The organism is Arthrobacter sp. Y3221159, from assembly GCF_059089885.1.
In genome coordinates this window covers 1-17,065 of sequence record NZ_JBNHFC010000007.1, presented here as the reverse complement: position 1 = coordinate 17,065, position 17,065 = coordinate 1, and the positions used below count along the sequence as shown (strand labels likewise).

At 67.6% G+C, this 17,065-nt stretch carries 16 protein-coding genes; 13 read left to right on the top strand and 3 right to left on the bottom strand.

Annotation, left to right across the window (positions count from 1 at the left end):
• The first annotated feature begins 28 nt into the window (after positions 1-28).
• From argC to AC5RT3_RS08715, 10 genes are all read left to right on the top strand, one after another.
• Positions 29-1,060 carry an N-acetyl-gamma-glutamyl-phosphate reductase gene (gene argC / locus AC5RT3_RS08760; protein ID WP_494123983.1) on the top strand — a complete coding sequence of 344 codons (1,032 nt, stop codon included), beginning with the start codon at positions 29-31 and terminating at the stop codon, positions 1,058-1,060.
• Positions 1,057-2,223: a bifunctional glutamate N-acetyltransferase/amino-acid acetyltransferase ArgJ gene (argJ, locus tag AC5RT3_RS08755; protein ID WP_494051603.1), complete on the top strand. Its 1,167-nt coding sequence runs from the start codon at positions 1,057-1,059 to the stop codon at positions 2,221-2,223. Before argC ends, argJ begins: the two co-directional genes overlap by 4 nt.
• A 40-nt stretch (positions 2,224-2,263) precedes the next feature.
• The gene (gene argB, locus AC5RT3_RS08750; RefSeq protein ID WP_494051604.1) at positions 2,264-3,223 is read left to right on the top strand and encodes an acetylglutamate kinase; all 960 of its coding nucleotides are present in this window, start codon (positions 2,264-2,266) and stop codon (positions 3,221-3,223) included.
• Positions 3,220-4,473: an acetylornithine transaminase gene (locus tag AC5RT3_RS08745; RefSeq protein WP_494123982.1), complete on the top strand. Its 1,254-nt coding sequence runs from the start codon at positions 3,220-3,222 to the stop codon at positions 4,471-4,473. The genes argB and AC5RT3_RS08745 overlap by 4 nt, the downstream gene beginning before the upstream one ends.
• Positions 4,470-5,471 carry an ornithine carbamoyltransferase gene (argF, locus tag AC5RT3_RS08740; RefSeq protein ID WP_494010387.1) on the top strand — a complete coding sequence of 334 codons (1,002 nt, stop codon included), beginning with the start codon at positions 4,470-4,472 and terminating at the stop codon, positions 5,469-5,471. The genes AC5RT3_RS08745 and argF overlap by 4 nt, the downstream gene beginning before the upstream one ends.
• A complete protein-coding gene (locus tag AC5RT3_RS08735; protein WP_009359387.1) occupies positions 5,471-6,001 on the top strand; it encodes an arginine repressor in 531 nt (176 codons plus the stop codon). Before argF ends, AC5RT3_RS08735 begins: the two co-directional genes overlap by 1 nt.
• Positions 6,002-6,045: 44 nt before the next feature.
• Positions 6,046-7,251: an argininosuccinate synthase gene (locus tag AC5RT3_RS08730; protein WP_494051605.1), complete on the top strand. Its 1,206-nt coding sequence runs from the start codon at positions 6,046-6,048 to the stop codon at positions 7,249-7,251.
• Between the two features lie 5 nt (positions 7,252-7,256).
• Complete coding sequence (gene argH / locus AC5RT3_RS08725; protein WP_494051606.1) at positions 7,257-8,684, top strand: argininosuccinate lyase; 1,428 nt, start codon at positions 7,257-7,259, stop codon at positions 8,682-8,684.
• A gap of 147 nt (positions 8,685-8,831) precedes the next feature.
• Positions 8,832-9,368 (top strand): pyridoxine/pyridoxamine 5'-phosphate oxidase, encoded by a 537-nt coding sequence (locus tag AC5RT3_RS08720; protein WP_494051607.1) that lies wholly within the window; start codon positions 8,832-8,834, stop codon positions 9,366-9,368.
• 10 nt (positions 9,369-9,378) lie between these two features.
• The gene (locus AC5RT3_RS08715; RefSeq protein ID WP_494123981.1) at positions 9,379-10,140 is read left to right on the top strand and encodes a maleylpyruvate isomerase family mycothiol-dependent enzyme; all 762 of its coding nucleotides are present in this window, start codon (positions 9,379-9,381) and stop codon (positions 10,138-10,140) included.
• Between the two features lie 18 nt (positions 10,141-10,158).
• On the opposite strand, the gene AC5RT3_RS08710 is transcribed toward AC5RT3_RS08715, so the two are convergent.
• Both AC5RT3_RS08710 and AC5RT3_RS08705 read right to left on the bottom strand, forming a co-directional pair.
• Complete coding sequence (locus AC5RT3_RS08710) at positions 10,159-10,653, bottom strand: methylated-DNA--[protein]-cysteine S-methyltransferase (protein ID WP_494051609.1); 495 nt, start codon at positions 10,651-10,653, stop codon at positions 10,159-10,161.
• Entirely contained in the window at positions 10,650-12,134 is a 1,485-nt protein-coding gene (locus AC5RT3_RS08705; protein ID WP_494123980.1) for an AlkA N-terminal domain-containing protein, read from the bottom strand. Before AC5RT3_RS08705 ends, AC5RT3_RS08710 begins: the two co-directional genes overlap by 4 nt.
• A gap of 112 nt (positions 12,135-12,246) precedes the next feature.
• On the opposite strand from AC5RT3_RS08705, the gene AC5RT3_RS08700 reads away from it, so the two are divergent.
• The 3 genes from AC5RT3_RS08700 to tyrS are packed head-to-tail and all read left to right on the top strand — an operon-like array spanning position 12,247 to position 16,583.
• On the top strand, positions 12,247-12,954 hold the full coding sequence (locus AC5RT3_RS08700) for a DNA-3-methyladenine glycosylase (RefSeq protein ID WP_494123979.1): 708 nt from the start codon (positions 12,247-12,249) through the stop codon (positions 12,952-12,954).
• A gap of 52 nt (positions 12,955-13,006) precedes the next feature.
• Complete coding sequence (locus AC5RT3_RS08695) at positions 13,007-15,235, top strand: HelD family protein (RefSeq protein ID WP_494123978.1); 2,229 nt, start codon at positions 13,007-13,009, stop codon at positions 15,233-15,235.
• A 34-nt stretch (positions 15,236-15,269) separates the two neighbouring features.
• The gene (gene tyrS, locus AC5RT3_RS08690; RefSeq protein ID WP_494051613.1) at positions 15,270-16,583 is read left to right on the top strand and encodes a tyrosine--tRNA ligase; all 1,314 of its coding nucleotides are present in this window, start codon (positions 15,270-15,272) and stop codon (positions 16,581-16,583) included.
• Positions 16,584-16,692: 109 nt separating this feature from the next.
• Here the strand turns inward: tyrS and AC5RT3_RS08685 are convergent.
• Positions 16,693-17,065, bottom strand: a 373-nt coding sequence (locus tag AC5RT3_RS08685) for a hypothetical protein (RefSeq protein ID WP_494123977.1), incomplete at its 5' end; no start/stop codon positions are given.

Below are 17,065 nucleotides of genomic sequence, written 5' to 3'. Positions count from 1 at the left end.
GCATAACTATTGCTGTATAGTCGGGGGCATGACTATTTCTGTTGCAGTGTCGGGCGCCAGCGGTTACGCCGGGGGAGAAGTCCTCCGACTCCTGGCCGGACACCCGGACGTCACCATCGGCGCGATCACGGCGCACAGCAACGCGGGCTCGCGCCTGGGCGAATTGCAGCCGCACCTGCACGGGCTCGCCGACCGAATCCTGGAAGACACCACGGTGGACAACCTGTCCGGCCACGACGTCGTCTTCCTCGCCCTGCCGCACGGCGCTTCCGCCGAAATCGCCGCCCAGCTGCCGGAAGGGACGGTGGTGATCGACGCCGGTGCCGACCACCGCCTGCAGGACCCGGCCGCGTGGGAAAAGTTCTACGGCTCCGCCCACGCGGGCACGTGGCCGTACGGCCTTCCCGAGCTCCCCGGCCAGCGCGAGGCGCTCAAGGGCGCCACGCGGATTGCAGTGCCCGGCTGCTACCCGACGTCGGCCCTGCTGGCGCTGACGCCCGGGTTCGCCGCCGGTTTGCTGCAGCCCGACGACGTCGTCATCGTGTCCGCGTCCGGCACCTCCGGTGCGGGCAAGGCCGCAAAGGTCAACCTCATCGGCGCCGAAGTGATGGGCTCCATGAGCCCCTACGGCGTAGGCGGCGGGCACCGCCACACTCCGGAGATAGAGCAGGGACTGTCCAATGCCGCGGGTGAACAGGTCACTGTGTCCTTCACGCCCACCCTGGCACCCATGAGCAGGGGCATCCTCACCACCGCAACAGCCAAGGTGAAGCCCGGCATCACGGCAGAGCAGCTCCGGCAGGCCTGGGCCGACGCCTACGACGACGAGCCGTTCGTGCACCTGCTGCCCGAGGGCCAGTGGCCCGGCACCAAGAGTGTGCAGGGATCGAACCACGCCGCCATGCAGCTGGCCTTCGACGGCCACACCGGCCGCGTCATCGCCACCTGCGCCATCGACAACCTCACCAAGGGCACTGCCGGTGGCGCTGTCCAGTCCATGAACATCGCACTCGGCCTGCAGGAAACCGCCGGCCTTGACCTGCAGGGAGTAGCCCCGTGACCGTCACCACGCCCCAGGGATTCCGCGCCGCCGGCGTCACCGCCGGACTCAAGGCTTCCGGCAAGCCGGACCTCGCGCTGGTGGTCAATGACGGCCCGTCCAAGGCCGCCGCAGCCGTGTTCACCAGCAACCGGGTGGCTGCCGCCCCCGTCCACTGGTCCCGCCAGGTGGTCGCCGATGGCCGGGTGGATGCCGTGGTGCTGAACTCCGGCGGTGCCAACGCCTGCACTGGGCCCACCGGTTTCCAGAACACCCACAGCACCGCCGAGAAGGCAGCCGAAGTCCTGGGAATTTCGGCCACCGACGTTTTTGTCTGCTCCACCGGCCTGATCGGCGAGCAGTTGCCCATGGACAAGATCCTGCCCGGTGTTGAGGCCGCTGCCGCTGCCCTCAGCACCGACGGCGGACCGGAAGCCGGCGAGGCCATCATGACCACCGATTCTGTCCCCAAGTCAGCGCTGTTCATCGGCACTGACGCGGACGGGCAGGAATTCAGCATCGGCGGCATCGCCAAGGGCGCGGGCATGCTGGCCCCCGGCCTTGCCACCATGCTGGTGGTGCTGACCACCGACGCAGCTGTGCAACCGGAACTGCTCGACCTGGCCCTCAGGGACTCCACCCGGGTCACCTTTGACCGCGCCGATTCCGATGGCTGCATGTCCACCAACGACACCGTTGTCCTGCTGTCCTCCGGAGCGTCCGGAGCAGTTCCGGCCGCCGAGGTCTTCACCGCAGGCCTGACCAAGGTCTGCGCCGAGCTGGCACGGAAACTCATCGCAGACGCCGAAGGCGCCAGCCACGACATCGCCATCCGGACCTTCAACGCTGCCAGTGAAACCGACGCCGAGACCGTCAGCCGCTCCGTGGCCCGGTCCAACCTCTTCAAGGCCGCCATCTTCGGCAAGGACCCCAACTGGGGGCGCGTGCTCTCAGCGGTGGGCACCACGGACGCAGCGTTCGAGCCGGACCAGCTCAACGTGGCCATGAACGGCATCCAGATCTGCCGCAACGGCAGCATCGGCGACGACCGGAGCCTGGTGAACCTGGAGCCGCGCGAGGTCCTGGTGGAAATCGACCTGCAGGCCGGTGACGCAGAAGCGACCATCTGGACCAATGACCTCACCCACGACTACGTGCACGAGAACAGCGCCTACTCCAGCTAGCACCGTTTCAGCCATCGCCGATCCCCGCGGAAGAGACAGCATGAACACCCAGACGCGCGAGACCACCAGCATGTCCGACGCCCAGGCCAAGGCCGCCACCCTTATCGAGGCGCTGCCCTGGATCCAGCGCTTCGCCGGCACCACCATGGTGATCAAGTACGGCGGCAACGCCATGGTCAATGACGAACTCCGCCGCGCGTTCGCCGAGGACATCGTGTTCCTCCACCATGTGGGCATCCATCCGGTGGTGGTTCACGGCGGCGGGCCCCAGATCAACTCCATGCTGGGCCGGCTGGGCATCGAATCAGAGTTCAAGGGCGGCCTGCGCGTCACCACGCCGGAGGCCATGGACGTGGTCCGGATGGTCCTCACCGGACAGGTGGGCCGCGAACTGGTGGGGCTCATCAACTCCCACGGCCCCTACGCCGTGGGCATGTCCGGTGAAGACGGCGGCCTGCTGCGCGCCGTGCGGACCGGGACAGTGGTTGACGGCGAAGAGGTGGACCTGGGCCTGGTGGGCGAGGTGGTGGGCGTCGACCCCGCCGGCGTGGTGGACATCCTCGACGCCGGCCGCATCCCCGTGATCTCCACCGTGGCCCCGGAAATCGTCGACGGCGGTGACGGCGTCGCAGGTGCCGCCAGGTTCCAGCCCACCGGACAGGTGCTGAACGTCAACGCGGACACCGCGGCGGCGGCCGTTGCCTCGGCCCTGGGCGCGTCCAAGCTGGTCATCCTCACCGACGTCGAGGGCCTGTACGCCAACTGGCCGGACAAGTCGTCGCTGATCTCCTCCCTCACGGCTTCCGAACTGCGGGACATGCTGCCCAAGCTCGAATCGGGCATGATCCCCAAGATGGCCGCCTGTCTCAAGGCCATTGACGAGGGCGTGGAACGGGCGCACATCGTGGACGGCCGGTTGCCCCATTCCATGCTTCTTGAAACATTCACCACCGCCGGAATCGGCACCCAGGTTGTTCCGGACGAGGAGATCAACGGATGAATACGATGGAAAAGTCACCAGTGACCGAACTCGTGGAAACCACCGGCCATGCCGGCTCCGAATGGCTGTCGCGCTATTCGTCCTCACTCATGGGAGTGTTCGGCGCCCCGCAGCGTGTCCTGGTCCGCGGTGCCGGCTGCCTGGTGTGGGACGCCGACGGCAAGGAGTACCTTGACCTGCTCGGCGGGATCGCCGTCAACGCACTGGGCCATGCGCACCCGTTCGTCACGTCGGTCATCGCCAGCCAGCTCTCCACCCTGGGCCACGTCTCCAACTTCTTCACCAGCCCCACCCAGATCGCACTGGCCGAAAAGCTCCTGGCGCTGGCCAACGCGCCCGCCGGGTCCAAGGTGTTCTTTACCAATTCCGGCACCGAGGCGAACGAGGCAGCGTTCAAGCTTGCCCGCCGCAACTTGGGTGGCGGCAGCGTGCAGCGGACCAAAATCATCGCCCTCGAGGGAGCCTTCCATGGCCGGACCATGGGCGCACTTGCCCTGACCGCCAAGGAAGCCTACCGGGCTCCGTTCGAACCGCTGCCCGGCGGCGTGGAGCACATCCCGTTCGGCGACATCGAGGCGCTCAAAGCCGCCGTGGACGAAACCGTCGCGGCGGTCTTCCTCGAGCCCATCCAGGGTGAGGCGGGAGTACGGCCGCTTTCGGCGGAGTACCTCCGGGCGGCGCGGGAGCTGACTGCCAGGGTGGGCGCGCTGCTGATCCTGGATGAGGTCCAGACCGGCATCGGCCGGACCGGCAAGTGGTTCGCCAGCGAAGAGGCGGGAATCGTCCCGGATGCCATCACGCTGGCCAAGGGCCTGGGCGGCGGCTTCCCCATTGGCGCCCTGGTGACCATGGGTGAGCAGACGTCGTCGCTGTTGTCCGCCGGCCAGCATGGCACCACCTTCGGCGGGAACCCGGTGGCGACGGCGGCCGCCCTCGCCACGCTGCACGCGATCGAAAGCCAGAACGTCCTGGCCAACGCCACCGCGGTGGGGGAGGACCTCCGTTCCGCGCTGGCGGCGCTGCCGGGCGTCACCGAAGTACGGGGCGCCGGCCTGCTGATCGGCTTCGACCTGGACGCCGACGTCGCGCCCGCCGTGGTGCAGGCTGCCCTGGACGCCGGCTTCATCGTCAACAGCCCCGGCCCGCGCACCATCCGCCTGGCGCCCCCGCTGGTCCTCACCACGGCCCAGGCCGACTCGTTCCTCGCCGCTTTCCCGGCAATCCTCCAGACAGCTAAGGACGCCCAGTGACTCCCGCAACCCGGCACTTCCTCAAGGACACGGACCTGACCCCCGCCGAACAGGCGGAGGTCCTGGAGCTTGCCGCGCGCATGAAGGCGGCGCCCTACAGCGTCCAGCCCTTCGCGGCAGAGAGCAGCGGGCGCAAGACCGTTGCCGTCATCTTCGACAAGACCTCCACCCGCACACGGGTCTCTTTCGCCACCGGCATTGCTGACATGGGCGGCAATGCCCTGATCATCAACCCCGGTGAGGCCCAGATCGGCCACAAGGAATCCGTGGAGGACACCGCGAAGGTCCTGGAGCGCATGGTCTCCACCATCGTGTGGCGCACAGGCGCGCATGCCGGCCTGGTGGCCATGGCGGAAAATTCCAGCGTCCCGGTCATCAACGCACTTTGCGACGACTACCACCCCTGCCAACTGCTGGCAGACCTCCTGGCCGTGAAGGAGCACAAGGGGGAGCTCAACGGCCTCACCATGAGCTACCTGGGCGACGCCGCCAACAACATGGCCAACTCCTACCTGCTGGCCGGGGTCACCGCCGGCATGCACGTCCGGATCGCCGGCCCGGAAGGCTACCTGCCCGCCGCGGACATCGTGGCCGCCGCCGAGGAACGTGCCGCAGAGACGGGTGGCTCGGTGCTGATCACCACCGACGCCGCCAAAGCACTCCAGGGCGCCGACGTCGTGGCCACCGACACCTGGGTGTCCATGGGCCAGGAGGCGGAAAAGGAAGCGCGGCTGCAGCTGTTCCGGGAGTACTCCGTGGATGAGGAAGCCATGAAACTCGCCGCGGATGACGCCGTCGTGCTTCACTGCCTGCCCGCGTACCGGGGCTACGAGATCTCGGCGGGCGTCATCGACGGCCCGCAGTCGATCGTCTGGGACGAGGCGGAAAACCGGCTGCACGCCCAGAAAGCGCTGATGGCCTGGCTGATGCACCGCTCCGGCCTTGCCTTCGTTGACGGCCTTTCGCCGGTTGAAGGTACCGGGGAGAGCACGTTCTAGTGTCCGCCCAGCCCGTGTCACCGGGCTCCAGCCCGGCCACCAAGACTGCGCGGCAGGCACGCATCACCGCCATCCTGACCAACCAGTCGGTGCGTTCCCAGGCGGAGCTCGCCGCACTGCTCGCGGACGACGGCGTGCAGGTCACCCAGGCCACGCTGTCCCGGGACCTCGTGGAACTCGGGGCCGTGCGGGTCCGCGGCAAGGAGGGCGCCCTGGTGTACGCCGTCCCCGGCGAGGGGGGCGAGCGTGCCGCCAAGACCGGCGTGAGCCAGGAAATCCTGGACGCCCGGCTCGCCAGGCTGTGCAGCGAACTGCTGGTGACGGCGGAAGCGTCGGCCAACATCGTGGTGCTCCGGACCCCTCCGGGGGCCGCGAACTTCCTGGCCCTGGCCATCGACCATTCGGTCATGCCCGCCATCCTGGGGACCATCGCCGGCGACGACACCGTGCTGCTGGTGTCCCGGGATCCGCTGGGCGGCCCCGACCTCGCAGCCCGCTTCCTGCAGCTGGCCGAGGAAGCCGGGCAATAAGCTTGAAGACAACATCAAACACCCCCCACTAAGGAGCATGTGAAGTGACTGAACGCATTGTGCTCGCCTACTCAGGCGGCCTGGACACATCCGTAGCCATCGGCTGGATCGGTGAAGCCACCGGCGCCGAGGTCATCGCCGTGGCAGTCGACGTCGGACAGGGCGGCGAGTCGCTCGAAACCATCCGCCAGCGCGCCCTTGGCTGCGGCGCCGTCGAAGCCTACGTGGCAGACGCGTCCGATGAGTTCGCCAACGAATACTGCGTCCCCACCCTGAAGGCCAACGCCCTCTACCAGGGCCACTACCCGCTGGTGTCCGCCATCTCCCGCCCGGTGATCGTCAAGCACCTGGTGAAGGCCGCCCGCGAATTCGGCGCCACCACCGTTGCCCACGGCTGCACCGGCAAGGGCAACGACCAGGTCCGCTTCGAAGTGGGCATCCAGACCCTCGGCCCGGACCTGAAGTGCATCGCACCGGTCCGCGACCTCGCCCTCACCCGGGACAAGGCCATCGCCTTCGCCGAGGAAAAGGGACTGCCCATCGAGACCACCAAGAAGAACCCGTACTCCATCGACCAGAACGTCTGGGGCCGCGCCGTGGAAACCGGCTACCTCGAGGACATCTGGAACGCCCCCACCAAGGACATCTACGACTACACCGCCACGCCGGAGTTCCCGCCGGCACCCGATGAGGTCATCATCTCCTTCGAAGCCGGCGTGCCGGTAGCGATCGACGGCGCCCGGGTCACCCCGCTGCAGGCCATCAAGGAACTCAACCGCCGGGCCGGCGCCCAGGGCGTGGGCCGCATCGACGTCGTCGAGGACCGCCTGGTGGGCATCAAGTCCCGCGAAATCTACGAGGCCCCCGGCGCCATGGCCCTGATCACCGCGCACAAGCACCTTGAGGACATCACCATCGAGCGTGAGCAGGCCCGCTTCAAGGCCACCGTGGGCCAGCGCTGGGCCGAACTGGTCTACGACGGCCAGTGGTTCTCCCCGCTGAAGCGCTCCCTGGACGCCTTCATCGATGACACCCAGAAGTACGTCTCCGGCGACATCCGCATGACCCTGCACGGCGGCCAGGCCATCGTGAACGGCCGCCGCTCCGACACCTCCCTGTACGACTTCAACCTGGCCACCTACGACACCGGCGACACCTTTGACCAGTCCATGGCCCGCGGCTTCATCGAGTTGTGGGGCATGTCCGCCAAGGTGGCCTCCGGCCGCGACATCCGGGTCGCAGGAAAGTAGCCCACGTGGCTGAGCCCAAGACGGAAGCTACAAATGCGGGAGCCTTGTGGGGCGGCCGGTTCGCCGGCGGCCCCGCGGACGCCCTCGCCGCCCTGAGCAAGTCCACGCACTTCGACTGGCGGCTGGCCCGCTACGACATCGCCGGTTCCAAGGCGCATGCCCGCGTGCTGCACAAGGCCGGCCTGCTGGACGATGGCGAGCTGGACGGCATGCTCGCCGCCCTGACGCAGTTGGACGAGGACGTGGCTTCCGGCGCCTACCTGCCGGCGGAGTCCGACGAGGACGTCCACGGTTCCCTGGAACGCGGCCTGATCGAGCGGGCGGGTCCGCAGCTGGGCGGCAAGCTGCGCGCCGGCCGGTCCCGCAACGACCAGGTGGCAACCCTGGGCCGGATGTTCCTGCGCGACCACGCCCGGATCATCGCCCGCGGCGTGCTGGACACCGTTGACGCGCTGGTGGACCAGGCCAAAGCCCACCAGGGCGTGGCCATGCCGGGGCGCACCCACCTGCAGCACGCCCAGCCCGTCCTGCTCAGCCACCATCTGCTGGCCCATGCCTGGGCCCTGCTGCGCGACGTGCAGCGGCTCCAGGACTGGGACAAGCGGGCCGGTGTTTCCCCGTACGGGTCAGGTGCTCTGGCCGGGTCCTCGCTGGGGCTCGATCCCGAGGCGGTGGCTGCGGACCTGGGCTTCTACTCCGCGGTCCACAACTCCATCGACGGCACGGCGTCCCGCGATGTTTTCGCCGAGTTCGCCTGGGTGTGCTCCATGATCGGCGTGGACCTGTCCCGGATCTCGGAAGAAGTGATCTTCTGGGCCACCAAGGAGTTCTCCTTCGTCACGCTGCATGACTCGTACTCCACGGGGTCCTCGATCATGCCGCAGAAGAAGAACCCGGACGTGGCCGAGCTGGCCCGCGGCAAGGCGGGGCGCCTGATCGGCAACCTGACCGGGCTCCTTGCCACCCTCAAGGGCCTGCCGCTCGCGTACAACCGCGACCTGCAGGAGGACAAGGAACCGGTGTTCGACGCCGCTGACACGCTGGAGCTCCTGCTCCCGGCCGTCTCCGGCATGCTCGCCACGCTGACCTTCAACCGGGAGCGGATGGAGTCGCTGGCACCTCAGGGCTTTGCGCTGGCCACGGACATCGCCGAATGGCTGGTCCGGCAGGGCGTCCCGTTCCGTGAAGCGCATGAGCTGTCCGGTGCGGCGGTCAAGCAGGCCGAGTCCCGCGGCGTCGAGCTGTGGGACCTGACCGACGACGAGTATGCGGCCATCTCGGCTCACCTCACTCCTGAGGTCCGGACGGTCCTGTCCACGGAGGGGTCGCTGAACAGCCGCAACTCCCAGGGCGGAACGGCGCCGGCCGCCGTCGAACGCCAGCTGGCCGCCCTTGAAGGCGAACTCGCCGCGGTCCGGGAGTACGCAGGGTAACAACCCGACGCTCTCTCACTTGATGCGCCTTTCTGGCCAGCGCTCTCTCACCTTCGCTAAGAAAGTGAGAGAGCGTTGGCCATTTTCATGTAGCAACTGAGAGAGCGTTGTGCCGTCCAGGCATGGACCCGCCGCTAGCATGGCGTCATGAGCGAAACCTTCCGGAAGTTCCTCCGCACCCTGCCCGACTTCCCGGCCGACCTTCCCAGCTTTGATCCGGCCGGCGCTGCGCGGAACCCAGTGGAGCTGTTCAAGCAGTGGCTGGACGAGGCGCTGGACGCGGGGGAGCAGCAGCCCCACGCCTTCAGCCTGGCCACGGTCAGTGCCGGGCAGCAGCCGTCCTCACGCATGCTGATCCTGAAGAACATCGACGGCGACGGCTGGCATTTCGCCACCTCCCGCACCTCCCGCAAGGGACAGGAACTGGACATCGTCCCGCAGGCCGCCATGAACTTCTACTGGGCCTCCCTGGGACGCCAGGTCCGCGTGGCCGGGCCGGTGGTCCGGCTCTCCGCCGAGGCCTCCGCCCGCGACTGGGCGGAACGTCCGCGCGCCGACGGCAGCACCAATCCCAACTGGCAGCTGTACGCGGTCCAGCCCACGGAGTTCGAGTTCTGGCAGGGGAGCAGCGACGGTGAACATGTCCGGCACCGGCTGGGTCCGGACGGAGCTCCTGAGGGTTAGGATGAGCGCCATGGCCTCTCCCGCACCCGATGACCTGCTCGCAGACCTCCATAAGGCCGCGGGTGACGTTGCCGCAGACGCCGCAAAGTTCAGCGACCAAGACGTCCGGGCTTCCTCGGCACTGCCGGGCTGGACGCGGGGACATGTCCTCGCCCATCTCACCGGGATCTCCAACGCCATGGCCCGGCAACTCGAGTACGCAGCCCGCGACGAAACAATAGAGCTGTACGACGGCGGCATGGACCGCCGGAACAAAGCCATCGAGATGGCCGCGGGGCACGACGCCGCCACCCACCTCGCAGACCTAACTGCGGCACTGCAGCGGGTCCTCAGGGCCTTCGATGCGCTGCCGGGCGTCAAGGATTCCTCGGCCAACCGCACCGGATGGTGGGCCCCGATTTCGTACCGCGGGGGAGTGGTACTGGACGGCGGCCTGGCGCTCTGGCGCGAACTCGTCATCCATACGTCAGACCTGCAGACGGGCAGGGGGCCGGAAACCTGGAGCCGGGCGTTCTGCGAGCACCTCTTCGACTTCCTCGCCGCCAGGGTGCGGCCGGAGGACAAGCTGGTGCTGCAGCCGCTTGGCCTGCCGCCCGTCAGCATCGGCAGCGGCAACCGGTCCACCGTTATCAGCGGGATGCTTACGGACATCGCCGCATGGCTGGCAGGCCGGGAGCCATCACTCGGCAGCCTGCGTGCCTCCGCTGCAGCCGACGGGACGGACCTGCCTGAGCTGCTGCCCTGGCCAGCCGGAACCCCGGCGCCGAAGTAGTCCCCCTGTACTGTCCCGTCAGGCCGCTTCGCGGGCCAGCAGGCTCTCCTTCACGCGCAGGCCCCAGCGGAAGCCGCCCAGGGTGCCGTCAGTCCGGATCACCCGATGGCAGGGCACGAACAAGGCGGCGGCATTGAATGCGCACGCGCTGGCGGCCGCGCGGACTGCCTTGGCGTTGCCTGCCAGGGCCGCGTATTCCGTGTACGTCACGGGGTGGCCGGGCTTGACCTGCCGGAGGACGTCCCAGGCGTGGGCCCGGAACGGACCTGAGCGCTGCAGGACCGGCACTGCCATGGCCGGCGCGGGGTCGCCGTCGTAAAAGGCCTCCACAGCCCCCGAGATGTCACCCAGCGCGGCGACGGACTGGACGGCGTCGGGGCGCAGCACGGGATGGACCTGGCCGGTCAGTTCGCGGGGGTCGGCGGTCCAGCCTGACGCCAGGACCAGTCCCTCCCGCGCAATGATGGTGAAGGGGCCGTCCGGGGTGGACATTGTCAGCAGTTGGGCGGTCATGGCATCGCTTTCCTGGAAGTGCCGCTGGCGGCGGGGGCTTTGGGTGCGGCGGCGGCGCGCCACAAGTGCATGGTGGCGTAGGAACGCCAGGGGCTGACTTCCCGGAAGTCCGGGGCCAGGCCGGCGCCGCCCGCCGAAAGGGCCCGGATCCCGTTCCGGACGGCAGCGTCGTTGGCGAGGAAGACGTCGGGGGCGCCGAGGATCCGCATGGCCGCGTAGCCCACAGTCCAGGGTCCCACGCCGGGCAGCGGCAGCAGCTTGGCCGTGAGGCCGGCCAGGTCATCGCCATAACCGGGGTCAACTCGTCCTTCCGCCATGGCGGCGGCAGCAGAAAGCAGCGATTCCGTCCGGCGCCGGGGCCCGCGCAGCAAATGTCCGGCCTCGGCAATCTGTGCGGACGTGGGGAAGAGACGGTCAAGGCCGTCGCCCGGAACACTGCTGGGGCTGCCGGCCGCAGAGAGCTGCGTCAGCGCCGTGCGGGCCGCGGCGACGGTAATCTGCTGCCCCACCATGGCCCGCACCAGGAGCTCCTGGGGATCCAGGGCGCCGGGCATCCGGATGCCGCGGGCTTCCGCCACTGACGCGGCCAGCCGGCAATCCGAGGACAGGGCGTCGTCGATGGCTTCCGGATCGGCGTCCAGGTCGAACAGGCGCCGGACGCGGCTCAGCAGCGCGGGCAGGTCGCGCAGGTCCGCCGCGCCGATGGTGAGGGTCAGCGGCCGCTCCCGCGCGCCGGCGTCGTAATCAATCCTGAAGCGGGCGTCGCCGTGGGGCAGCCGGAGAGTCCGGGCATAGGAGGTTGGCGTGCCTGCCTCGATGCCCGGGATGGCGCGGACCGCCAGGAATGTGAAGATGCCGGGATCGAAGGGCTTGCGGTAGGGGAGGCTGAGGGTCAGTACCGTGGCAGCTCCTGCCGTGTGTGCATGCCGCCCGGTGTGCCGAAGGGCAGTGGGGGTCATGGCGAACACGTCAAGCATGGTCTCGTTGAATTGCCGGACGCTGCTGAAGCCGGCGGCGAAGGCGACGTCGGCAAGCTTCATTGGCGTGGAGACCAGCAGGGTGCGGGCGGTCTGGGCCCGTCCGGCCCTGGCCAGGGACAACGGCCCGGCGCCCAGTTCATGGGTGAGGATCCGGTTGAGCTGGCGCGACGAGTAGCCCAGCCGGGCAGCAAGCCCCTCCACGCCGTCCCTGTTGATCACGCCGTCATTGATCAGCCGCATGGCCCGGCCCGCGACGTCCTGGCGGAGGTTCCAGGCCGGCGTGCCGGGGACGGCCTCGGGAAGGCACCGTTTACAGGCCCGGTAACCGGCGTCATGGGCCGCAGCCGAGGTTTCGTAGAACGTGACGTTGGCGGCTTTGGGGGTGCGGGCCGGGCAGGAGGGGCGGCAGTAGATCCCCGTGGTCCGGACCGCAGTGTAGAACTGCCCGTCGAAACGGGTGTCCCGGGCGTCGATTGCCCGGTAGCGCTGCCAGAAGTCCATGACTCCATCCTGCCAGCCACCGGAGGCCCCTGCTAGCGGAAATCGGACATGGCCGTGGCGGCTCCGCTGCCGCGCCGCGGGTGAAACCGGCGGATGCGGGTAAGGTCTGGCCATGAGTGAAAACCCTGTGCCGGCCCGTTCGCCGCTGCGGGAGATCCTCTCGGGCGATGCCCGCGAGCTGGCCCCGCTGCTGCTGGGCGCCGTCCTCACGCACGAGTCGCGCGAAGGTCCGGTGTCCGTCCGCCTCACGGAAGTGGAGGCCTACCTGGGACCGGAGGATTCGCTCCACCCGGACCCGGGCTCCCACACGTACCGCGGCCCTACGCCCCGCAACGCGCCGATGTTCGGCCCCGCCGGACACCTGTACGTCTATTTCACCTACGGAATGCACCACTGCACCAACATCGTCTGCGGGCCGGAGGGGGTTGCCTCCGCGCTGCTGCTGCGGGCAGGCGAAATCGTGGACGGCCTCGAACTGGCCCGGCGGCGGCGAACCACGTCCAGGAGCCCCGCCGACCTCGCCAGCGGCCCGGCCCGGCTGGCCAAGGCCCTGGGACTGACGACGGCGGACAGCGGACGTGACGCGCTTGCCCCGCCCTTCGGGCTGGTACTTCCGCCGGGGCCGCCTCCCCAGGTAAGTTCAGGCCCGCGGGTGGGGGTGGCCGGGGCGGGCGGCTCGGACGAGTACGCCTGGCGCTTCTGGATCACCGGGGACCCCACTGTCTCCAGGTACAAGCCCGCCAAACCCCGGGTCCGGAAACCCCCGGCCACCATGGGTCCATCAGCGCAACCGCCCCGGTCCGCGTTTCAGCAGCGTTAACGGAAATGGTTGTAGAATGGTAGGTCTGTCTTTTGCGATAGGGGAACGTTGAATGCTTGACGCCGATTTGGCCCACGAACGGGAGTATGTAGCGGGCCTGTATGCCCGGCTGGAAGAGCTCCGCGAGGAAAAGCGCCGGCAGCTCGCGCAGGTCCGCCGGGCCGGGGCAGTGGGCACCATGCAGAATGTTTCCGAGCGCGATGCGTTCGCCGCACTGTACGAGGACCGCCTGGCGCAGCTGGACGCGGTGGATGACCGGCTGGTCTTCGGCCGCCTGGACCTGGACTCCGGCGAAGCGCAGTACATCGGCCGCATCGGCCTCACCACCGAGGACCTGCAGCGCCTGATGGTTGACTGGCGCGCGCCCGAGGCCGGGCACTTCTACCAGGCCACCGCGTTCGACCGGCAGGGCGTGCGCCGCCGCCGGCACCTGATCCTGCAGGGCCGCGAAGTCAAGGCCATCGAAGACGACGTCCTCGATGCCGGGATGCTCGCGGACAATGAGTCGCTGCAGGGTGAAGGCGCCCTGCTCGCCGCCCTGAATTCCAAGCGCACGGGCCGGATGTCGGACATCGTCAGCACCATCCAGTCCGAGCAGGACCGCATCATCCGGTCCTCCATCTCCGGCGCGCTGGTGGTCCAGGGCGGACCTGGCACAGGCAAGACCGCCGTCGCCCTGCACCGCGCCGCCTACCTGCTGTACACCCACCGCGACCGGCTCAAGAGTGCAGGCGTGCTCCTGGTGGGCCCGTCGTCGTCGTTCATGAAGTACATCGAACGCGTGCTGCCCTCGCTGGGTGAGACCGGCGTGGTCATGGCCAGCCTTGGCCGCCTCATGCCCGGCATCCATGCCGTGCCGGAGCAGGACGCCGATGTTGCTGCCCTCAAGGGCCGCCTGGACATGGCAGAAATCGTGGCCAACGCCGTCTCCAACCGCCAGCGGGTTCCTGCCCACAACAGGACGCTGGAAGTGGACGGCCGGAAGCTGGTGCTGACGCCCCGGCAGGTCCGCCGCGCCCGGGAGAAGGCCCGTGCCACCGGCAAGCCGTACAACGAGGCACGCGTAACGTTCGTTAAGATCCTGCTGCGTGAACTGACGGAGCAGATGACCGAACTGGTCGAGGCCGGGAACATCGGCAACAACGCGGACCGCTCCTACCTTGCAGAGGATGTCCGTACGGCCCGGGATGTCCGCATCGCCCTGAACCTGTGCTGGATGCCAATGACCCCCGAAAAGCTGATCTCCGACCTGTTCAGCAAGCCGGCCATCCTGGAATTCTGCACCCCCAACCTTTCGCCCGCGCAGCGCGCGCTGCTCCTGCGGCCGGCTGACGCCCCCTGGACGGAGTCCGACGTTCCGCTGCTGGATGAGGCTGCCGAACTGCTGGGTGAACTTGACGCCGCCGCCGGCCGCGGGCTGGCGCAGCAGGAGCATGACCGTGCCCGGGATCTCGCCAACGCCAAGCAAACGCTCGTCAACATGGAAACCGCCGGCGTTGACGCCCTGATGACCGCCGAAGACCTGATGGAGCAGAACCAGGAACGGGAGGCACGGCTCAGCGCTGCCGAGCGTGCCACCAGCGACCGCACCTGGGCCTTCGGGCACATTGTGGTGGACGAGGCGCAGGAGCTTTCCCCCATGCAGTGGCGGCTCCTGGTCCGCCGCTGCCCCCTGAAGTCCTTCACCATCGTGGGCGATATTGCCCAGACCAGTTCCGTTGCCGGCGCCAATTCCTGGCAGGGCGCGCTGGCGCCGATGTTCGGTGACCGGTGGCAGCTGGAGGAGCTGACGGTCAACTACCGCACGCCCTCCCAGATCGCCGAAGCCGCCGTCCGGATGGCAAACGCGGCGGGCCTGGTGGTGTCCGCCCCCAAGGCCGTGCGGGAGGGGCGCTGGTCACCCGTCATCGACGAGGTTATCCCCGGCGCCCTGGTGGACCGGCTTGTGGAGGTCCTGCCGGAGGAGCTGGAAGCGCTCGACGGCGGCCTGCTCGCCGTGATCGCCGACGGACCCCTCCTGCCCCAGGCCACGGCAGCCCTGCGCGCGGCCTACGGGCGCCGTATCGGCACGGGCGCGGGCAGCTACGAACAGGACATCGTGATCATCAGCCCCCGCGAAGCCAAGGGCCTTGAGTTCGACGGCGTGGTGGTCCTGGAACCGGCAAAGATGCTCAACCACGAACACGGCAAGGTGGGTGACCTCTACGTGGCGATGACCCGCGCCACTCAGCGGCTGCGGCTGATCGCCTCCGAACCGGTTCCGGCCGGTATCGTCCGCTGATCCGGCGTCCCCGGATACTGCTACCTTAGAAGGCGTGCCAGACATCAACAGCCTCGAATCGCAACACAACGACCCCTCTTTTGCCAACATCTGGCAGGAGCTGAAGTGGCGTGGCCTGGTCCACGTCTCCACCGACGAAGCCGAGCTTGAAAAGCTCCTCGCCGGCGTCCCGGTCACTTACTATTGCGGTTTCGATCCGACTGCACCGAGCCTGCACCTGGGCAACCTGGTCCAGCTGCTCCTCATGCGGCGGCTGCAGCTGGCGGGGCACAAGCCGCTGGGACTCGTTGGCGGCTCCACCGGCCTGATCGGTGATCCCCGGCCCACCGCCGAGCGCACCCTGAACACCAAGGAAACAGTTACGGAGTGGGTGGGTTACCTCCAGGCGCAGGTCCGCCGGTTCCTGAGCTTCGAGGGCGACAACGCTGCGCGGATGGTAAACAACCTTGACTGGACGGCGCCGCTGACCGCCATCGATTTCCTGCGGGAAGTAGGCAAGCACTTCCGGGTGGGCACCATGCTCCGCAAGGATGCCGTTGCCTCGCGGCTCAACTCCGACGAGGGCATCAGCTACACCGAGTTCAGCTACCAGATCCTGCAGGGCATGGACTACCTGGAGCTGTACCGCGCCTACGGCTGTGTCCTGCAGACCGGGGGCTCCGACCAATGGGGAAACCTGACCAGCGGAACCGAACTGATCCGCAAGGTGGAGGGCAAGAGCGTCCACGCCCTGGGTACCCCGCTGATCACCAACTCCGACGGAAGCAAGTTCGGCAAGAGCGAAGGCAACGCCATCTGGCTCGACGCCGGCATGTGCAGCCCGTACGCGTTCTACCAGTTCTGGCTCAACACTGCGGATGCAGACGTTGTGGACAGGCTGAAGGTCTTCACCTTCCTGACCCGCGCCGAGATCGAAGAGATCGCAGTGGCAGTGGCGGAGCGTCCCTTCGCCCGCGAGGGCCAGCGGAAGCTCGCTTACGAAGTCACGTCGCTGGTGCATGGCGTGGAAGCCACTGAAAAAGTCATCGCCGCTTCGGCCGCCCTGTTCGGCAACGGCGATCTCACTGCCCTTGACAAGTCCACGCTTCAGGCGGCCACGTCTGAGCTTCCCTCCGCCACCGTCCAGGTGGATGCCCTCGGGATCGTGGACCTGCTGGTGGCGTCGGGGCTGTCGGAGAGCAAGTCCGCTGCCCGCCGCACGGTTGGTGAAGGTGGCGCGTATGTCAACAACGAAAAGGTTCTGGACCCGGAAGCCGTGATTTCCGAGGATGAACTCCTGCACGGCCAGTACTTGCTGCTCCGCCGGGGCAAGAAGAACCTGGCCACGGTTGAGGTGCTGGTCCCGTAACTACGGCATCTGACCCTTTTGCACGCCCCTCCACAGTCGATTTGCACGGCTGCGGAGGGGCGTGTATTGTTTTCTGAGTCGCCGCCGCTGAGTGGTGACAAACCCCCAACTAATGAGAAGCGATTCTTCTCGGAGCAATGCTCTGATGGTAGGAATGCTTCACTTTTTGCTGGGTGGATTCACTTCGCCGAGTGAATTCCGGGAAAACATCCGGATTTGCAAAAGCGAATATGGATGAAATAAGATTGAAACATCGCAGCGAAGAAATACGAGATAGAAATTCTTTTTGAATTTGTTTCGGGAATATTCGAATGTGTCTGTTGTTTGAGAACTCAATAGTGTGCCAAGTTTGTTGATACCGATTATGTATGTAATTGGTTGAATGTGCCGGATCGTGCCGCCCCTGTGGCATTGGTTTGGTGTTTTTGGCTGGTTTCAAATTTTGTGCAGCTTTTGCTGGTGTTATTTCCACTGGTTTTGGT

Excerpts from the sequence above, each read along its gene's own strand:
- argC (WP_494123983.1), top strand. The coding sequence starts at position 29 with ATGACTATTTCTGTTGCAGTGTCGGGCGCCAGCGGTTACGCCGGGGGA.
- argB (WP_494051604.1), top strand. The coding sequence starts at position 2,264 with ATGAACACCCAGACGCGCGAGACCACCAGCATGTCCGACGCCCAGGCC.
- AC5RT3_RS08745 (WP_494123982.1), top strand. The coding sequence starts at position 3,220 with ATGAATACGATGGAAAAGTCACCAGTGACCGAACTCGTGGAAACCACC.
- AC5RT3_RS08720 (WP_494051607.1), top strand. The coding sequence starts at position 8,832 with ATGAGCGAAACCTTCCGGAAGTTCCTCCGCACCCTGCCCGACTTCCCG.
- AC5RT3_RS08715 (WP_494123981.1), top strand. The coding sequence starts at position 9,379 with ATGGCCTCTCCCGCACCCGATGACCTGCTCGCAGACCTCCATAAGGCC.
- AC5RT3_RS08710 (WP_494051609.1), bottom strand. The coding sequence starts at position 10,653 with ATGACCGCCCAACTGCTGACAATGTCCACCCCGGACGGCCCCTTCACC.
- AC5RT3_RS08705 (WP_494123980.1), bottom strand. The coding sequence starts at position 12,134 with ATGGACTTCTGGCAGCGCTACCGGGCAATCGACGCCCGGGACACCCGT.
- AC5RT3_RS08700 (WP_494123979.1), top strand. The coding sequence starts at position 12,247 with ATGAGTGAAAACCCTGTGCCGGCCCGTTCGCCGCTGCGGGAGATCCTC.
- AC5RT3_RS08695 (WP_494123978.1), top strand. The coding sequence starts at position 13,007 with ATGCTTGACGCCGATTTGGCCCACGAACGGGAGTATGTAGCGGGCCTG.